The organism is Pseudomonas sp. 22085, assembly GCF_052045815.1.
Taxonomy (GTDB): Bacteria; Pseudomonadota; Gammaproteobacteria; order Pseudomonadales; family Pseudomonadaceae; genus Aquipseudomonas; species Aquipseudomonas glycinae.
Map to the genome: position 1 here is coordinate 1 of NZ_JBQEQA010000038.1, position 17,712 is coordinate 17,712.

General features: G+C 61.0%; 16 protein-coding genes. 4 read left to right on the forward strand and 12 right to left on the reverse strand.

Annotation, left to right across the window (positions count from 1 at the left end):
- Positions 1-61 precede the first annotated feature (61 nt).
- From ACTJK7_RS28690 to ACTJK7_RS28700, 3 genes are all read right to left on the reverse strand, one after another.
- Positions 62-1,015 (reverse strand): adenosine deaminase, encoded by a 954-nt coding sequence (locus tag ACTJK7_RS28690; RefSeq protein ID WP_085655550.1) that lies wholly within the window; start codon positions 1,013-1,015, stop codon positions 62-64.
- 81 nt (positions 1,016-1,096) lie between these two features.
- Complete coding sequence (locus tag ACTJK7_RS28695; protein ID WP_064379292.1) at positions 1,097-2,062, reverse strand: isopenicillin N synthase family dioxygenase; 966 nt, start codon at positions 2,060-2,062, stop codon at positions 1,097-1,099.
- A gap of 170 nt (positions 2,063-2,232) precedes the next feature.
- Entirely contained in the window at positions 2,233-3,306 is a 1,074-nt protein-coding gene (locus ACTJK7_RS28700; protein ID WP_064379295.1) for a BMP family ABC transporter substrate-binding protein, read from the reverse strand.
- A gap of 287 nt (positions 3,307-3,593) precedes the next feature.
- Here ACTJK7_RS28700 and ACTJK7_RS28705 point away from each other — a divergent pair, with 287 nt between their 5' ends.
- The gene (locus ACTJK7_RS28705) at positions 3,594-4,685 is read left to right on the forward strand and encodes a calcium:proton antiporter (RefSeq protein ID WP_440780897.1); all 1,092 of its coding nucleotides are present in this window, start codon (positions 3,594-3,596) and stop codon (positions 4,683-4,685) included.
- 142 nt (positions 4,686-4,827) lie between these two features.
- Here the strand turns inward: ACTJK7_RS28705 and ACTJK7_RS28710 are convergent, their stop codons facing one another.
- From ACTJK7_RS28710 to ACTJK7_RS28720, 3 genes are all read right to left on the reverse strand, one after another.
- Positions 4,828-6,186, reverse strand: coding sequence for an 8-oxoguanine deaminase (locus ACTJK7_RS28710; RefSeq protein WP_085655549.1), 1,359 nt, complete (start codon positions 6,184-6,186; stop codon positions 4,828-4,830).
- Between the two features lie 183 nt (positions 6,187-6,369).
- Positions 6,370-7,065 carry an SDR family oxidoreductase gene (locus ACTJK7_RS28715; RefSeq protein ID WP_011332317.1) on the reverse strand — a complete coding sequence of 232 codons (696 nt, stop codon included), beginning with the start codon at positions 7,063-7,065 and terminating at the stop codon, positions 6,370-6,372.
- A gap of 27 nt (positions 7,066-7,092) precedes the next feature.
- Positions 7,093-7,443 carry a MerR family transcriptional regulator gene (locus ACTJK7_RS28720; RefSeq protein ID WP_011332318.1) on the reverse strand — a complete coding sequence of 117 codons (351 nt, stop codon included), beginning with the start codon at positions 7,441-7,443 and terminating at the stop codon, positions 7,093-7,095.
- Positions 7,444-7,526: 83 nt separating this feature from the next.
- On the opposite strand from ACTJK7_RS28720, the gene ACTJK7_RS28725 reads away from it, so the two are divergent.
- Positions 7,527-7,943 (forward strand): hypothetical protein, encoded by a 417-nt coding sequence (locus tag ACTJK7_RS28725; RefSeq protein ID WP_064384042.1) that lies wholly within the window; start codon positions 7,527-7,529, stop codon positions 7,941-7,943.
- Here ACTJK7_RS28725 and ACTJK7_RS28730 read toward each other — a convergent pair.
- The 6 genes from ACTJK7_RS28730 to ACTJK7_RS28755 all read right to left on the reverse strand — a co-directional run bounded on the left by ACTJK7_RS28730 (position 7,940) and on the right by ACTJK7_RS28755 (position 14,329).
- Positions 7,940-8,866 carry an ABC transporter permease gene (locus tag ACTJK7_RS28730; protein WP_197869823.1) on the reverse strand — a complete coding sequence of 309 codons (927 nt, stop codon included), beginning with the start codon at positions 8,864-8,866 and terminating at the stop codon, positions 7,940-7,942. The genes ACTJK7_RS28725 and ACTJK7_RS28730 overlap by 4 nt on opposite strands.
- Positions 8,866-9,972: an ABC transporter permease gene (locus tag ACTJK7_RS28735; protein ID WP_085655548.1), complete on the reverse strand. Its 1,107-nt coding sequence runs from the start codon at positions 9,970-9,972 to the stop codon at positions 8,866-8,868. Before ACTJK7_RS28735 ends, ACTJK7_RS28730 begins: the two co-directional genes overlap by 1 nt.
- Positions 9,973-9,984: 12 nt before the next feature.
- A complete protein-coding gene (locus ACTJK7_RS28740; RefSeq protein ID WP_108559463.1) occupies positions 9,985-11,535 on the reverse strand; it encodes an ABC transporter ATP-binding protein in 1,551 nt (516 codons plus the stop codon).
- Positions 11,536-12,072: 537 nt separating this feature from the next.
- Positions 12,073-12,654, reverse strand: coding sequence for an IMPACT family protein (locus ACTJK7_RS28745; RefSeq protein ID WP_108559465.1), 582 nt, complete (start codon positions 12,652-12,654; stop codon positions 12,073-12,075).
- 8 nt (positions 12,655-12,662) lie between these two features.
- Entirely contained in the window at positions 12,663-13,313 is a 651-nt protein-coding gene (locus ACTJK7_RS28750; RefSeq protein ID WP_064379312.1) for a TetR/AcrR family transcriptional regulator, read from the reverse strand.
- Positions 13,314-13,408: 95 nt separating this feature from the next.
- Positions 13,409-14,329, reverse strand: coding sequence for a LysR family transcriptional regulator (locus ACTJK7_RS28755; protein ID WP_007958517.1), 921 nt, complete (start codon positions 14,327-14,329; stop codon positions 13,409-13,411).
- Positions 14,330-14,468: 139 nt separating this feature from the next.
- Between ACTJK7_RS28755 and ACTJK7_RS28760 the strand changes: the two genes are divergently transcribed.
- Positions 14,469-15,818 (forward strand): aspartate aminotransferase family protein, encoded by a 1,350-nt coding sequence (locus ACTJK7_RS28760; RefSeq protein WP_011332325.1) that lies wholly within the window; start codon positions 14,469-14,471, stop codon positions 15,816-15,818.
- Between the two features lie 77 nt (positions 15,819-15,895).
- On the forward strand, positions 15,896-17,389 hold the full coding sequence (locus tag ACTJK7_RS28765) for a CoA-acylating methylmalonate-semialdehyde dehydrogenase (RefSeq protein WP_011332326.1): 1,494 nt from the start codon (positions 15,896-15,898) through the stop codon (positions 17,387-17,389).
- Positions 17,390-17,712 lie beyond the last annotated feature (323 nt).

The window sequence follows — 17,712 nt, forward strand, 5'->3', positions numbered from 1 at the left end:
GATGTTGGAAGTGATGGCCTCATCGCGGGCAAGCCCGCTCCCACAGTTTTTGTATTGCTCTTTATGGTTTTACCAGGCGCGCATCCAGGCTGTTCTGCGCCATACGCTTGGCCTGATCCTGAGTCATGCCCAGGTGGGTGTGCAGCGCATGGAAGTTCTCGGTCACGTAACCACCGAAGTACGCCGGGTCATCGGAGTTCACCGTGACTTTCACGCCACGCTCGAGCATGTCGAGGATGTTGTGCTGGGACATGTGATCGAACACGCAGAGCTTGGTGTTCGACAGCGGGCACACGGTCAGCGGGATCTGCTCATCGATGATCCGCTGCATCAGGCGCTCGTCTTCGATGGCACGTACGCCATGGTCGATGCGCTGGATTTTCAGCAGGTCGATGGCTTCCCAGATGTACTCCGGCGGGCCTTCTTCGCCAGCGTGAGCCACGGTCAGGAAACCTTCATGACGGGCACGGTCGAACACGCGCTGGAACTTGCTCGGCGGGTGGCCCATTTCGGAACTGTCCAGACCTACCGCAACAAACGCATCACGGAACGGCAGCGCCTGGTCGAGGGTTTTCTGCGCTTCGTCTTCGCTGAGGTGGCGCAGGAAGCTCAGGATCAAACCGCTGGTGATGCCCAGTTGCTGCTCGCCATCCTTCAGCGCGGCGGCGATGCCGTTGAGCACCACTTCAAACGGGATGCCACGGTCGGTGTGGGTCTGCGGATCGAAGAACGGCTCCGTGTGAATCACGTTCTGTTCTTTGCAGCGCAGCAGGTAGGCCCAGGTCAGGTCGTAGAAATCCTGGGAGGTGCGCAGCACGTCGGCGCCCTGGTAATACAGGTCGAGGAATTCCTGCAGGTTGTTGAAGGCGTAAGCCTTGCGCAGGGTTTCGACGTCGCTCCACGGCAGGGCGATCTTGTTGCGTTCGGCCAGGGCGAACAGCAGCTCGGGCTCCAGCGAACCTTCGAGATGCAGGTGCAGTTCAGCCTTGGGCAGGGCGTTGAGCCAGTCGTACATATTCTTTTCTCATCAGGTGCAATGGCGAGCATTCTACAGATGCCCGCCGAAACAATTGGCAAAACCTGACCAACCGATCCATCACACCGCTTCCTGCTCCCGTCGATAGGCGTAGGTATCGGCGAAGCGCGACAGCAGGAATTCGGCGCAGGTGGTGGTCGGATATTTCGCCGGATGCTGTGCGTCCTGGCAACCGGGCAGGCACTCGATACGGGTGTCCGGGTGTGGTTCGGCGAAGAACGGCATCGAGTAGCGATCCACCCCGAGCGGGCTGATGACCCGGTGCGGGGTCGAGCGATAACGGTCGTTGCTCCAGCGCGCCATCATGTCGCCGAGGTTGACCACGAAGGTGCCGTCGATGGGCGGTGCGTCGATCCACTGGCCTTTGACGTTTTTCACCTGCAAGCCGCCGGCCGCGTCCTGATACAGCAGCGTGATGCAGCCGTAATCGGTGTGCGCACCCGCACCTTGCTGTTCGGCGGAACTGGCGGTGTGGCGCGGCGGGTAGTGGATCATCCGCAGCACGCTGACCGGCTCGTTGAAGCGCGTGTCGAAGAAGTCGCGCTCGATGCCCAGCGCTAACGTCATGGCCCGCAGCAGGGTTTGCGCGAGCGCTTGCATGTCGAGGTAGTGCTGTTCCATCAACGTTTCCCAGCCGGGAATCGCCGGATGACGGTTGGGGCCACGCAAGGGTTTTGCTGCCAGCACCTCGGGATGATCGGCCGGCAGGTGCAGGCCCATGTCGAAGGTTTCCTTGAGGTCGCTGGGTTTGTCGGGGTCGAGCTGTTCGGTGGCGATGGCCCCGTAGCCGCGGTGATGACGGGTCTGGGTGATGTCGATCCTGAGCTTTTCTGCTTCCGGCAGCGCGAAGAAGCGTTGCGCGTGATCGAGCAGGGATGCAATGCGCTGCGCAGAAATCGGGTGACCCTTGATGTAGAAGAAGCCCCATTCGCGGCAGGCGTGGTCGATCTGTTCGGCGACGGCCGGCCAGGCGTTCTGGTCGTCGGAGTAGAGCGGCGAGATGTCGATGATCGGAAGCTGATCCATACACAATCCTTGAAAGGTATAAGGGGGATCGTTCCCACGTCGAGGCGTCGAACCGTCTGCGTGGGAATGCCTCAATGGACGCTCCGCGTCCGCTTTCGGCAGGGACGCGGAGCGTCCCGGCTGCATTCCCACGCGGAGCGTGGGAACGATCACAGGGTAGATGTTGGAATTTACTTCGGCATCTCGGCCTTCATGCCTTCGACGTAGTAATTCATCGACGCCAGTTCGGCGTTGGTGGCGCTGACCCCCGCCGGGATTTTCTCGGCCCCGGCCTGATCCTTGATCGGCCCGGTGAACGGTTGCAGGGTGCCGCTCTTGATGTCAGCGATGATCTGCTCGGCTTCGGCCTTCACCGGTGCCGGCACCAGATCGCTGATCGGCAGTTCGACTGTGCCTTCCTTCAGGCCGCCCCAGTAGTCCTGGGATTTCCAGTTGTGGTCGATCACGCTCTGGGTCGCCTGAATATAGTGCGGCGCCCAGTCGTTGACGATCGAGGTCAGCACCGCTTTCGGGCCGAAGTGCGCCATGTCTGAAGCGTAGCCCACGGCATACACACCACGTCGTTCGGCAGCCTGGATCGGCGCCGGGCTGTCGGTGTGCTGGAACACCACGTCCACGCCCTGATCGATCAGCGCGTTGGCGGCGTCGGCCTCTTTGCCCGGGTCGAACCACGAGTTGACCCACACCACTTTGATTTCGGTGCCGGGGTTGTACTTGTTCAAGGCCAGTTGAATGGCGTTGATGTCACGGATCACTTCCGGGATCGGGAACGAGGCGACGTAGCCGATCTTTTTGGTCTTGGTCATCTTCGCCGCGAGGAAGCCACCGACGTAACGACCCTCGTAGGTACGCGCCAGGTAGGTGCCGAGGTTCTTGTCCTGCTTGTAGCCGGTGGCGTGTTCGAAGGTCACCTTGGGAAACTGTTTGGCGACTTTCACCGTCGGGTTCATGTAGCCGAACGAGGTGGTGAAGATCAGGTCGTAATTGTCCTTGGCCATGTTGCGGATCACCCGCTCGGCGTCGGCGCCCTCGGCGACGTTTTCCACGTAGTTGGTGGTGATCTGTGTGCCGAGTTTTTCCGCCAGCGCCTTGCGCCCCTGTTCATGCTGATACGTCCAGCCGTGGTCGCCGATGGGGCCAATGTAGACGAAGCCGACTTTCAGTGGATCGGCGGCACTGGCGCTCAGGCTGAGGCCAAGGCCCATGGCGATGGACAGCAGTGTTTGCAGTGGACGTTTTTGCATGAACGCGTACTCCCTTTTGTTGTGTGTGGGGAGGGCAATGCAAAAGGCTGACCAAGCGGACAACAATCTGGCTTGAAACCGAGGCGCGCCCATCGCGGGCAAGCCCGCTCCCACAAAAACGCCGCGATCCCTGTGGGAGCTGGCTTGCTCGCGAAGAGGCCGCAAAGGCCAATAAAAGTGCAGGCGTAGATAAAGCTGCCATCGGCTGGTGCGCTAAGGTGTAACGAACCATTAGCGCTACCCCGCAGTCAGTAGCTCATTCGCACCCTTCGGTAAAAAGGCCCGCCATGCTCACCATCCTCAAGCAAGAAAGCTTTCTGCTGCTGGCCCTGATCGCCGCCCTGGTCGCGTATCCACTGGAGCACTGGTTGCTGCACAGCGGTCAGATCGTCGCGCTGACGGCTGGGCTGGTGCTGATCGCGTTCATCGTCGCCGCCTCGATGCGCGTCGCCCATCAGGCCGAATTGCTTGCGGAAAAAGTCGGCGACCCGTACGGCACGATGATCCTGACCCTCGCCGCCGTGCTGGTGGAAGTGGTGATCCTGGCGATCATGATGAGCAACGAAGCCTCGCCGACTCTGGTGCGCGACACGATCTATTCGGCGGTGATGCTCGACATCAACGGCATCCTCGGCCTAGCCGCGCTGATGGGCGGGATCAAGCATGGCGAGCAGTCCTACAACGACGATTCGGCCCGCAGTTACAGCGTGATGATTCTCACCGCCATGGGCGTGTCGATGGTGGTGCCGGAGTTCATCCCCGAGGCTAACTGGAAAATCTATTCGGCGTTCACCATTGGCGCGATGGTGCTGCTTTATGCGTTGTTCCTGCGCATGCAGGTCGGGCCGCACAGCTACTTTTTCAGCTACAGCTACCCGGACAAACGCCGCAGGAAAGAGCCCGTGGAACAGGAGCCGAAACCGGTCAGCCTGGCGCTGTCGGTCGGCATTCTGGTGTTCGGTGTGGTGGTGATTGGCGCACTGGCCGAGATGATGTCCAAGACTCTCGATCTGGGCCTGGAAGGCACGGGCGCACCGCCGGTGATCACGGCGATTCTGGTGGCGGCGATTTCGGCGGCTCCGGAGATTTTGACCGCGTTGCGCGCGGCGTTGGCCAACCGTATGCAGTCGGTGGTCAACATTGCGATGGGCGCTTCGTTGTCGACGGTGATCCTGACGGTGCCGGTGATGGAGGCGATGGCGCTCTACACGGGGCAGCCGTTTCAGATGGCGATGACGCCGGTGCAGACGGTGATGATCTTTATCACGCTGATCGTCAGTGCGATCAACCTCAATGACGGCGAGACCAATGCCATTGAGGGCATGACCCACTTTGTGTTGTTTGCGACGTTCATCATGTTGTCGCTGCTGGGCCTCTGAGAGCGACCAGCACCGACAGATCGTTCCCACGCTCCGCGTGGGAATGCATACCGGGACGCTCTGCGTCCCAACGTCGGACGCAGAGCGTCCATGGCTGCATTCCCACGCAGAGCGTGGGAACGATCAGAGACTTCCGCTTGGATCAGTTGCCGGCGATCAACTGCCGAGCCGCCTGGCTGTGATCGGCAATCAGACCTTTGAGATCCAGCCCTTCAACCTGCCCGTCAACCACACGCCACTTGCCGCCGACCATCACCCGATCCGCACGATCCGCGCCGCACAACAGCAGCGCCGAGATCGGGTCATGGCTGCCGGAGAAGCGCAGTTCATCGAGTTTGAACAACGCCAGATCCGCCTGCTTGCCCACCGCCAATTCACCGATATCGGTACGGCCCAACAGGCTCGCCGAACCCTTGGTCGCCCAGCCCAGCACACGTTCCGGGGTGATCTTTTCGGCGCCATAGCGCAGGCGCTGGATGTACAGGGCCTGACGCGCTTCGAGGATCATGTTCGACGCATCGTTGGACGCCGAGCCATCCACGCCGAGACCGAACAGTGCGCCGGCATCGGTCAGTTCGATGCTCGGGCAGATGCCGGAGGCCAGACGCATGTTCGAACTCGGGCAATGGCAGATGCCGGTGCCGGCCGCGCCGAGGCGGGCGATTTCGTCGGGGTTGAAATGGATGCCGTGGGCCAGCCAGGTGCGCGGGCCGAGCCAGCCGACGCTGTCCAGATAATCCACGGTGCGCAGGCCGAAGCGTTGCAGGCAGAAGTCTTCTTCGTCGAGGGTTTCGGCGAGGTGAGTGTGCAGACGCACATCGAGTTTGTTCGCCAGTTCGGCGCTGGCGGACATGATTTCCGGGGTCACCGAGAAAGGCGAGCACGGCGCCAGTGCGATCTGGATTTGCGCGCCATCGCCACGTTCGTGGTACTCGTGGATCAGCCGCTGACTGTCGTCGAGAATTACCTGGCCTTCCTGCACGGTCTGCTGCGGAGGCAGGCCGCCGTCCTTCTCGCCGAGGCTCATCGAACCGCGGGTGAGCATGGCGCGCATGCCCAGTTCACGCACGGTTTCGACTTGCACGTCGATGGCGTTTTCCAGGCCATCCGGGAACAGGTAATGGTGATCGGCAGCGGTGGTGCAGCCCGACAGCAGCAACTCGGCCAGCGCAACTTTGCTGGCGAGGGCGAGTTTTTCCGGGGTCAGGCGCGCCCAGACCGGGTACAGGGTTTTCAGCCACGGGAACAACGGCTGGTTGACCACCGGCGCCCAGGCGCGGGTCAGGGTCTGATAGAAGTGGTGATGGGTGTTGATCAGGCCCGGAAGGATCACGTGCTCACGGGCATCGAACACTTGATTGCATGGGGTAGATGGCTGCTGGCCGGCGCCGAGCACTTCGGTGATCACACCGTCTTGCAGCACCAGACCGCCACGGGCATCGAGACCGTTGGCCGTGAAAATGGCGAGGGGATTTTTTAACCAGATACGGGTCGCAGGCATTGTGGCCGGCTCCTCTGAAAGTGGGGTTCAGGGTTGCCAGCTCAGTGTTGCCCTGTCTGCTGATCCAGGGTCGCCGCGAAGGACGAGGTGCGGAGTTTCGAACAAAATGTTGCGGCGGGCAAGCCCAACCCGACCAGGCACCGGGATAACCCTGCGGGGGCAAGCCCCCACAGGGTTCAGTGATTACCAGGGAATGGTTTCACCCTTGTAGTTCACGAAATGATGGCCGCCCTTGCCGGCGAACGCATCCACCTGATCCACCAGGCCACGGGTGCTGGTCTCTACGTCGATGTCGGCACCTTCGCCGCCCATGTCGGTTTTCACCCAGCCCGGATGCAGCGACAGCACGGTGAGTTTCTGCTCGCCCAACTGCGTGACGAAGCTGTTGGTCATCGAGTTCAGCGCCGCCTTGCTGGCCTTGTACAGCGCCAGTTCCGGCGCGTCGGGCATGGTCACACTGCCGAGCACCGAACTCATAAACGCCAGCACGCCGCTGCCGTCGCGGATCTGCCCGACGAAGCGCTGGGCCAGATTGATCGGTGCCACCGCGTTGGTGAAGAACAATTGACCGACTTCCGCCAGCGTCGCGCCGCCCGGGGTCTGCACTTCGGGGCCTTTGACCCCGGCGTTGACGAACAGCAGGTCAAAGGTCTCGCCCTTGAGCTTCTGGCTCAGGGCGATCACCGCTTGCTGGTCGTCCATGTCGAGTTTTTCGATTTGCACGTTGCCCAGTGCCTCGAGAGCCTCGGCATTGGAAGGATTGCGAACCGTGGCGGTGACTTGCCAGCCGTCGGCCAGCAGGGTTTTCACCAGTCCCAGGCCCAGGCCCCGGGAGGCGCCGATGATCAATGCGTGCTTGGCAGGATTAAGTGCGGACATGATTGGCTTTCCTTGAAAGTTGAAAGATCACGGGTTCAATGGACAACGTTGACCGAGCCGATGTTGCAATTCCTGGCGCAACTCACCGAGTTCAGCCATGCGGGTTTCGACCAGCTTGAGTTTGTCTTGCAGCAGTTGCGTGACGGTGGTGTCGGGGTTTGGCGAGTGCCACAACGCGCCAACGCTGTTGCCGATCTCGCCAAGGGTAAAGCCCAGACGTTGCGCCGTCTTGATGTACAGCACCAGTTGCACCATCTCCGGCGGATAGTCGCGATAACCGTTGGCGCTGCGTTGCGCCGCGATCAATCCGCGCTCCTCGTAAAAACGCAGCGTGTCACGGCTGACATCGCAGGCCTGGGCCAACTCACCGATGCGCATCTTGCAGGTCTCGAAAGTGTTTGACCCTGGAGCATACTCCAGGCTTTACCGTGGTTGCTCCCTGAATTTTTGGAGCAAGGATGATGTGGACTTCAACGCAGTATCGGCAGGTGGTGCGCGGCAGCGCCTGGTATGACTTGATCGTGACGGCGGCGTTTGTCACGCCGTGGAGTTTTGCTGTGTTGCATGGGTTGCTGACGGCGCTCAGTCAGGCGCTGGAGCTGCCCGGCGAGCTGCCGCCGTTCGAACCTGCGCACCTGTTGATAGCCAATTTGTTCGGTTCGGTGGTGTGCATGTGGGCGGTGCTGCGGATTCGTGATCCGCAGCCGGTTTATGGGCGCTATGACGCGGTGACGAGGTTTCTGTTCGCCGGTTGGATGACGTATGCAGTGGCCCACGGCGCCAGCTCGTTGGTGGTGGGATTCCTGATTCTCGAAGTGGCGTGGGGCATTGCTCAGGCGTTGCCGGTTCGGTCGCTGTCGCGAGCCGTAACGGCTTAGTGCCCGGCCTGCCACGGCTGCCCCAGTGATACCGGCGCATACAACCGTGTACGCACTGCATCGCGCGACAACAGCACCAGCACCAGAATCGTCGCGACGTACGGCAACATCGCCAGCAGACTCGAAGGAATCGCCAGCCCCAACCCCTGCGCCACCAGGTGCAGGATGCTGGCGAGTCCGAACAGATACGCCCCGAGCAATAGTCGCCACACCCGCCAACTGGCGAACACCACCAGCGCCAGGGCGATCCAGCCGCGTCCGGCGGTCATGTTCTCGGCCCACATCGGCGTGTAAGCCAGCGACAGATAAGCGCCGGCCAGTCCGGCCATCGCCCCGCCGAACAACACCGCCAGTGTGCGCACGGTCAGTACCGGCAAGCCCATGGCACTCGCCGCATCGGGGTTCTCGCCGACCGCTTGAATGATCAGCCCGACACGGCTTTTCACGATCACCCACGCCACCAGCGCAAACAGCGCGAATGACAGGTACACCAGCAGATCCTGGGCAAACAGCATGCGGCCGATCAGCGGGATTTCACTCAAGAATGGAATCGCCAGCGGCTCGAAACCGGCCAGCGGTTTGCCGACCCACGCCGCGCCGACAAAGGTCGACAGGCCGACGCCGAAAATCGTCAGCGCCAGCCCGGTCGCCACCTGATTGGCGTTGAACACCAGCGCCACCAGAGCAAACAGCGACGACAACAGCATCCCGGCGAGCATCGCCAGCACGACGCCCAACCAAAGGTTGCCGCTGTTGAACGCGACGATGAAACCGATCACCGCGCCAAACAGCATCATGCCTTCCTGGCCAAGGTTGAGTACGCCGCTCTTCTCGCAAATCAATTCACCCAGCGCCACCAACAGCAGTGGCGTACCGCAGCGCACCATGGCGTAGAAAATATTGCTCAGCAGATCGATATCCATCACAGCGCTCCGGCGGTTACGGCGGTGGTAGAAGTGCGCCGCACCCAGCGCAGGTTAAGACGTGGCCGATAGAGGATCAGCACGTCACAGGCCAGCAGGAAAAACAGCATCATTCCCTGGAACAACTGAGTGATTGCCTGCGGCAGATTCAGCGTCATCTGCGCGCTTTCGCCACCGATGTACAGCAGCGCCATCAACAGGCTGGAAAACAGAATGCCGATCGGATTGAGCCTGCCGAGAAACGCCACGGTGATCGCCGCGTAGCCGTAGCCCGGCGAGACCTGTGGCACCAGTTGACCGATCGGCCCGGTGACTTCGCAGACACCGGCAAGCCCGGCCAATCCACCGCTGATCAACAGTGCGAGCCAGATCAGCCGCTTCTCGCGAAACCCGACAAACCCTGCCGCACGCTTGTCCAGCCCCAACACCTTGATCTGGAAACCGACGAAGCTTTTCTGCAGCAACACCCACACCGCGACCAGCGCGAGCAAGGCGAAATACACGCCGATGTGTGCCCGACCGTCCTCCATCAACAGTGGCAGGCGGCTGGCGTCGCTGAACATTGCCGACTCGGGAAAGTTGAATCCGGCCGGATCCTTCAGCGGCCCGTGTACGCAGAACAGCAACAGGTTCAGCGCGATGTAATTGAGCATGATGCTCGTAAGGATTTCGTTGGCGTTGAAGCGTGTGCGCAACCAGGCGGTGAGCCCGGCCCAGGCAGCGCCGGCGAAGGTGCCGGTAAGAAGGATCAGCACCAGCGCCCAACGGCTTTGCAGATCGATGATGTTCACCGCCAGCGCACTGCCGGCCAGGGCGCCGAGCAGCAACTGGCCTTCGGCGCCGATGTTCCAGATCCGCGCCTGATAGGCCACCGCCAGCCCCAACGCACACAACAGGATCGGCAAGGTTTTGACCAGCAGCTCGGAGACGCCATACAGGTCGCTGATCGGGGCGATCAATAACGTGTGCAGGGTTTTCAGCGGATCGTGGCCAAGGGCGACGAACAGCAAAGATCCGCAGACCAATGTCAGCGCCGCCGCCAGTACCGGCGAGCACCAGAGCATCAGGCGCGATTGCCGGCCACGGGGTTCGAGGGAAAGCAACATGGGGAAACTCCGTTAAACCGTGGCCGGTTGTGATTGAGGGGTGTCGAACTGGCCGGCCATCCAGCCGCCGACGTCGCTGAGGCGGGTTTGCGCCGTGTCCTGTAACGCTGACAGGCGCCCGCCGCACAGCGCTCCGAGGCGGTCGCTGATCTGGAACAGTTCGTCGAGGTCTTCAGAGATCACCAGAATCGCCGCCCCGGCATCGCGCAGGGCAATCAGCGCCCGGTGGATGGTGGCCGCCGCGCCGACATCCACGCCCCAGGTCGGGTGCGCGGCGATCAGCAGTTTCGGTTGCTGGAGGATTTCCCGGCCGAGGATGAATTTCTGCAGGTTGCCGCCGGACAGGCTGCGGGCGGCGGTCTGGGTGTCCGGGGTTTTCACGCCGAAGCATTGGATGATCGTTTGGGCGAGGGCTTCGACCTTGCCGCGTTCGATCAAGCCGTGGCTGACCAGGCCTTGTTGAAAGGCGGTGAGAAGGGCGTTGTCCGCCAGGCTCATGTCCGGCACTGCGCCATGCCCGAGGCGTTCGGCGGGGACGAACGCCAGGCCGAGTTTGCGTCGCGCATCCGGGCGCTGATCGGCGACGGCATGTTCCTGGAAGCAGATGGTTTGCGCTACGTCGAGGGGCAGTGTCTGTTCGCCGCTGAGCAAGGCCAGTAATTCGTCCTGACCGTTGCCCGCCACGCCGGCAATGCCGACGATTTCGCCGCTGCGCACCTGCAGGTCGATGTCGCTCAGGGAGCAGCCGAAGGGATCCGGGTTGTGCCAGTTCAATCCACTAACTTGCAAGAACGTTGCGCCACCGGTGACCTTGGTAAAGTCGCCGATCAAGGTCGCGGCGTCGCCCACCATCAATTGCGCCAGTTGCCGATCAGTGCAGTCGGCCGGTACGCAATGCCCGGCCACTCGCCCGCCACGCAGCACCGTGGCGCTGTGGCACAACGCGCGCACCTCGCCGAGTTTGTGGCTGATGAACAGAATGCTGCAGCCCTCGGCCGCGAGTCGGCGCAGGGTGACGAACAATTCGTCGGCTTCCTGCGGCGTGAGCACCGAGGTCGGCTCATCGAGAATCAGCAGGCGAATGTCCTGCATCAGGCAACGAACAATCTCGACCCGTTGCCGCTCGCCGATCGACAGGCTGTGGACAAGTCGCTGGGGCTCAAGCGCCATGCCATATCGGCGCGACACTTCACGGATTTTCGCCTCCAGCTGTTTCGGCGAACCGGCCGCTGCGCCCATCGCCAGTGCGATGTTCTGCGCCACGCTCAGAGTCTCGAACAGCGAGAAATGCTGGAACACCATGCCGATGCCCAACTGCCGCGCCTGGGCCGGGTTGCGCATGCTCACGGGTTGGCCCTGCCAGAGCATCTCGCCTGAATCGGCTTGGGTGACGCCGTAGATGATCTTCATCAAGGTGCTTTTGCCTGCACCGTTTTCACCGAGCAGTGCATGGATTTCACCGGGAGCGATGCTGAGGTCGATGGCGTCATTGGCGAGGCAACCGGGATAACGTTTGCTGATATGGCGCAGTTGCAGGCGCGGTATGGGCGTGGGGTTTGACATGACAGGCTCGGGTTGCTTGGAGTTGTGCCTGTGGATAAAGCAATTTCCTGGCCATTGAGTCAGGAACGCAGGCGGCTGCTGTTTGCCAGCCTTTGGCGCAGAGCCTGTGAATCGAATTCGGTTGCCTGCACGGCACCACTTGGGGGCAAAGCCTTTGATCAGGCTCCAGTTTTGCCCGCGTCCGACTGATCAAAAAATGAGCAACCCCGCCGAAGCCATGCAGAACCTGCGACTGCGCGAGGCATGAACGGCTTATCCACAGGTTGCTCCACAGTATTTGTGCGCAAGACAAAACCCCGGGCATAAGCACCGCCGGGCTTTCTTCCAAAGGCGATAAACGACGCTAAGCAATTGTTTTTACGTGAAATTGTTTGTCGCGATGGGCGATTGGACGAAAAGTGAACAAATCCCGCAAAGCCACGTGACAGAAGGGTTACAGCATCCTGTGCTCAGGTTATCCACAGCCGGGTGCACAGCGGATGTGGGCAAGTCACGGGTATAAGCAAATCGGCTTGTGCCCTAAAACATGGCGGGGCTTCAACGTTGCAGCAGGATGCGCCCACGGCTCAGATCGGCCAACTGGTTTTGCAACAGCTCGATGTGCGCTTCGCCCACGGCCAGTTGCAATTCGACGCCGTTGGCGGTGAAGTTTTCCTCGACCACCAATCCGCCCAAATCCGCGACCCGCAGCTTCACCAGCGCCAGTTCGCCAAAGGCGCAAGCGCAACGCACGGGCACGCGACTGATCAATTCGATCTTCGGCGCAGCCTGCAGACATTTGTTGGCACCGCCGCCATAGGCCCGGGCCAGACCGCCGGTGCCCAGTTGAATGCCGCCGTACCAGCGGATCACCAGTACCGCGACCTGATCGCAGTCCTGCGCTTCGATGGCCGCGAGGATCGGCCGCCCGGCAGTGCCGCCGGGTTCACCGTCGTCGTTGCTGCGGTACTGATCGCCGAGTTTCCACGCCCAGCAATTGTGCGAGGCGTTCAAGTCGCTGTGCTGCTCGATGAAGGCTTGCGCCTCGACAGGGCTGGTGATCGGCGCGGCGAAGGTGATGAAACGGCTTTTGCGGATTTCTTCGCGGAACTCGCAAAAGCCGCTGAGGGTGAAGGACATAAAGCGACTTATATAGAAGAAGTGAGGCCGCAGCCTTTGAGGATGATGCGGATCAGATTGTTGCCGGCGTCTTCCATGTCCTGTTTGGTCAATTTGCTGCGACCGGTCACCCGGCAGATCTGGGTGGCGAAGTCGGCATAGTGCTGGGTGCTGCCCCACAACAGGAAGATCAGGTGCACCGGGTCGACCGGGTCCATTTTGCCCGCGTCGATCCAGGCCTGGAACACGCCGGCGCGGCCCTGGAACCAGGCGCGGTAATCCTGGTTGAAATATTCGGTCAGGCATTCGCCGCCGCTGATCACTTCCATTGCAAAGATCCGCGACGCTTGCGGCTGGCGACGGGAGAATTCCATTTTCGCGCGGATGTAGCGGGTCAGCGCTTCGGCCGGATCGTCCTCGGCCGTGAGAGAGTTGAAGGTGCTGTCCCACAATTGAAGAATGTTGCTCAGCACCGCTACGTACAACCCGAGTTTGTTGTTGAAGTAGTAATGCAGATTCGCCTTTGGCAGCCCGGCCTTGGTGGCGATGGTGTTCATGCTCGTGCCTTTGTACCCGTGACGGGCGAACTCGTCTTCGGCGGCTTTGATGATGGTCTCTTCATTCTTTTGACGAATGCGGCTGGCAGGTTTGCCGCCGTGAGCGGGGACTTCAAAGGTCATAGGCACTTCCGGGTTGGTCTGTGGGGTGCAACCAGTTGCGTTGATAGCGCAACCACCGGCGCGGGACAAGCCCCGATCAAATAAAACTCCGGTCCTCAGCGAGTGGCGGCCAGGCTTTCGAGAAAACTTTCCAGGACCAGATGAGGGCGACGGCCCTTGCGGGTGACCGAGGCCAGGCTCAAATCATAGAAGCGGGTACTGGCCTTGAGCGCGCGCAAGCGACCTTGTTGAACCCAGAGACTGGCGTAGTGATCCGGCAGGTAGCCGATGTAGCGCCCGGTCAGAATCAGGAACGCCATGCCTTCACGGTCGGAAGCACTGGCGGTGCAATTGAGCGCCTGATAGTGCGCCTGGATTTCCGCCGGCAAACGGAAGGTCGGGGCAATGGCGTCCTGACTGTTCAGACGTTCGTCATCCAGCTGTTTATCGTCGACGTAAAACAGCGGATGGCCGACCGCGCAGTAAAGCAGCGAGCGCTCGCTGTACAGCGGCTGGTATTCCAGCCCCGACAACGCACTGGCCTGCGGCACCACGCCGACATGCAGGCGACCGTCGAGCACACCTTGTTCGACTTCGTTGGGGGCGATCATGCGGATCTGGATTTGTACGTCCGGCCCGCGCTCCTTCAACTGCGCCAGTGCATGGGTGATGCGCATGTGGGGCAGGGTGACGAGGTTGTCGGTCAGGCCGATGATCAATTCACCGCGCAGGTGCTGGTGCAGGCCGTTGACCTCGGTGCGGAAACTTTCCAATGCACTCAGCAGCTGCAAAGCCGACTGATAGACCTCGCGGCCTTCTTCGGTCAGGGAGAAACCGGCGCGCCCGCGTTGGCACAGTCGCAGGCCGAGGCGTTGTTCCAGATCGCTCATCTGCTGGCTGATCGCCGAGCGACCGATGCCGAGCACGGTTTCCGCCGCCGAGAAGCCGCCGCACTCCACCACGCTGCGAAAAATTCGCAGCAGGCGAATGTCAAAGTCACTGACCTGGGCCAGCGGATCGGGGCGGCGGCTGCTCATGCTGTCGTTCTCATTGTTTAGCAGAGTTCTAACTGAAGGTTAGAAGAGTTGAATTTCACCGACTTTATCCCCGTGGCAATTTAGCTGCAACAACGCTTTCTATCGCTCTGAAGCTTATTGCCCTGAGAGGTTTTGCCCGATGAACATGCCTGAAAACGCGCCGTCGCCACTGGCCAGCCAACTGAAGCTGGACGCGCACTGGATGCCGTACACCGCCAACCGCAACTTCCAGCGCGACCCGCGCCTGATCGTTGGTGCCGAAGGCAGCTGGCTGATCGACGACAAGGGCCGCAAGGTGTACGACTCGCTGTCCGGTCTGTGGACCTGCGGTGCCGGGCATACCCGCAAGGAAATCCAGGAAGCGGTGGCCAAGCAGTTGGGCACCCTCGATTACTCGCCGGGCTTCCAGTACGGCCACCCGCTGTCGTTCCAGCTGGCGGAGAAAATCACCGACCTGACGCCGGGCAACCTGAATCACGTGTTCTTCACCGACTCCGGTTCCGAGTGCGCCGATACCGCGGTGAAAATGGTCCGTGCTTACTGGCGCCTGAAAGGCCAGTCGACCAAGACCAAGATGATCGGCCGCGCCCGTGGCTATCACGGTGTGAACATCGCCGGCACCAGCCTTGGCGGCGTCAACGGCAACCGCAAGCTGTTCGGTCAGGCGATGATGGATGTCGATCACCTGCCGCACACTTTGCTGGCGAGCAATGCTTTCTCCCGTGGCATGCCGGAGCAGGGTGGTATCGCCCTGGCCGATGAGCTGCTGAAGCTGATCGAACTGCACGATGCGTCGAACATCGCAGCGGTGTTCGTGGAGCCTATGGCGGGTTCCGCTGGCGTGCTGGTTCCACCACAGGGTTACCTCAAGCGTCTGCGTGAAATCTGCGATCAGCACAACATCCTGCTGGTGTTCGACGAAGTGATCACCGGCTTCGGCCGTACCGGCACCATGTTCGGCGCCACCACCTTCGGCGTGACCCCGGACCTGATGTGCATTGCCAAGCAAGTCACCAACGGCGCGATCCCGATGGGCGCGGTGATTGCCAGCTCCGAGATCTACCAGACCTTCATGAACCAGCCGACCCCGGAATACGCCGTGGAATTCCCGCACGGTTACACTTACTCGGCACACCCGGTGGCTTGCGCCGCAGGTCTTGCGGCACTCGACCTGCTGCAAAAGGAAAACCTGGTACAGAGCGTGGCCGAAGTCGCACCGCATTTCGAAAATGCCCTGCATGGTCTGAAAGGCGCGAAGAATGTCATCGACATTCGTAACTTCGGCCTGGCCGGTGCGATCCAGATTGCGGGCCGTGACGGCGACGCCATCGTGCGCCCGTTCGAGGCCGGCATGGCGTTGTGGAAAGCCGGGTTCTACGTGCGCTTCGGTGGCGACACCCTGCAGTTCGGCCCAACCTTCAACAGCAAGCCGCAAGACCTTGATCGTCTGTTCGACGCGGTCGGCGAAGTGCTGAACAAGCTCGACTGATTTTTCCTTCTATATAGATACGCCAATGGCAGGCGCCCCTTGCGGGCGTCTGCGCACAAGAATTCAGGAGTTCCCCGATGAGCGTTATCCCGCATTTGATCAATGGCGAACTGGTGACCGAGAACGGTCGCGCGGTCGATGTGTTCAACCCGTCCACCGGTCAAGCTATCCACAAGCTGCCGCTGGCCAGCCGTGAAACCATCCAGCATGCCATCGATGCCGCCAAGGCTGCGTTCCCGGCCTGGCGCAACACGCCACCGGCCAAACGTGCCCAGGTGATGTTCCGTTTCAAGCAATTGCTGGAGCAGAACGAAGCGCGCATCGCGCAGTTGATCAGCGAAGAACACGGCAAGACCCTGGAAGACGCTGCCGGTGAACTGAAGCGCGGTATCGAGAACGTCGAGTTCGCCTGCGCAGCGCCGGAAATCCTCAAGGGCGAGTACAGCCGCAACGTCGGCCCGAACATCGATGCGTGGTCGGACTTCCAGCCGCTGGGCGTGGTGGCCGGCATTACGCCGTTCAACTTCCCGGCGATGGTGCCGCTGTGGATGTATCCGCTGGCGATCGTCTGCGGTAACTGCTTCATCCTCAAGCCGTCCGAGCGTGATCCGAGCTCGACCCTGCTGATCGCGCAACTGCTGCTGGAAGCCGGTCTGCCGAAAGGCGTGCTGAGCGTAGTGCACGGTGACAAGACTGCGGTGGACGCGCTGATCGAAGCGCCGGAAGTCAAAGCGCTCAGCTTCGTGGGTTCGACGCCGATTGCCGAATACATCTATGCCGAAGGCACCAAGCGCGGTAAACGCGTTCAGGCCCTGGGCGGCGCAAAGAACCATGCGGTACTGATGCCGGATGCAGATCTGGACAACGCGGTCAGCGCACTGATGGGCGCGGCTTACGGTTCCTGCGGGGAGCGCTGCATGGCGATCTCTGTGGCCGTGTGTGTGGGCGATCAGGTGGCGGACGCACTGGTGGCCAAACTGGTTCCTCAGATCAAGGCGTTGAAAATCGGTGCCGGTACTTCGTGTGGTCTGGACATGGGGCCGCTGGTCACCGGTCAGGCGCGCGACAAGGTCAGCGGCTATGTCGAAGACGGCGTGGCGGCGGGCGCGACCCTGGTGGTCGACGGTCGTGGTCTGAGCGTTGCCGGTCATGAAGAAGGCTTCTTCCTCGGTGGTTGCCTGTTCGACAACGTCACGCCTGAAATGCGCATCTATAAAGAAGAGATCTTCGGGCCGGTGCTGTGCGTCGTCCGGGTGAACAGCCTGGAAGAGGCGATGCAGCTGATCAACGATCACGAATACGGCAACGGCACCTGCATCTTTACCCGTGACGGTGAAGCGGCGCGTCTATTCTGCGACGAGATCGAAGTCGGCATGGTCGGGGTCAACGTTCCATTGCCGGTGCCGGTGGCTTACCACAGCTTCGGTGGCTGGAAGCGTTCGCTGTTCGGCGACCTGCATGCCTATGGTCCCGATGGTGTTCGCTTCTACACTCGTCGCAAGGCGATCACTCAGCGCTGGCCACAGCGTGCGAGCCATGAGGCTTCGCAGTTTGCATTCCCTAGCTTGTAAGTAGAAGGGCAGTGCAAGGAAGGCCGACCTTTAAGGTCGGCCTTCGCGTTTCGGGGCTTTTTTGACCGATATGACAGATTTATGAAATTAAGGGTTGACGGCAGATTCTGAGTCTCTATAATTCGCACCACTTCCGGCGCAGTCGAAACGGAAAACTCCTTGAGATTCAATGAGTTAAGTAAGTTTCGAAGCGGGTCGCTTCAGTTTATCGAGGCCTGGAAGGAGTTGGAAATGCCGGTCTGTTTGGCGCTTTCAACGGTTCGATCTTCTCGGTCGAAAGCGGAGAAAAAGAGGTGTTGACAGCAGCGTGTAACGCTGTAGAA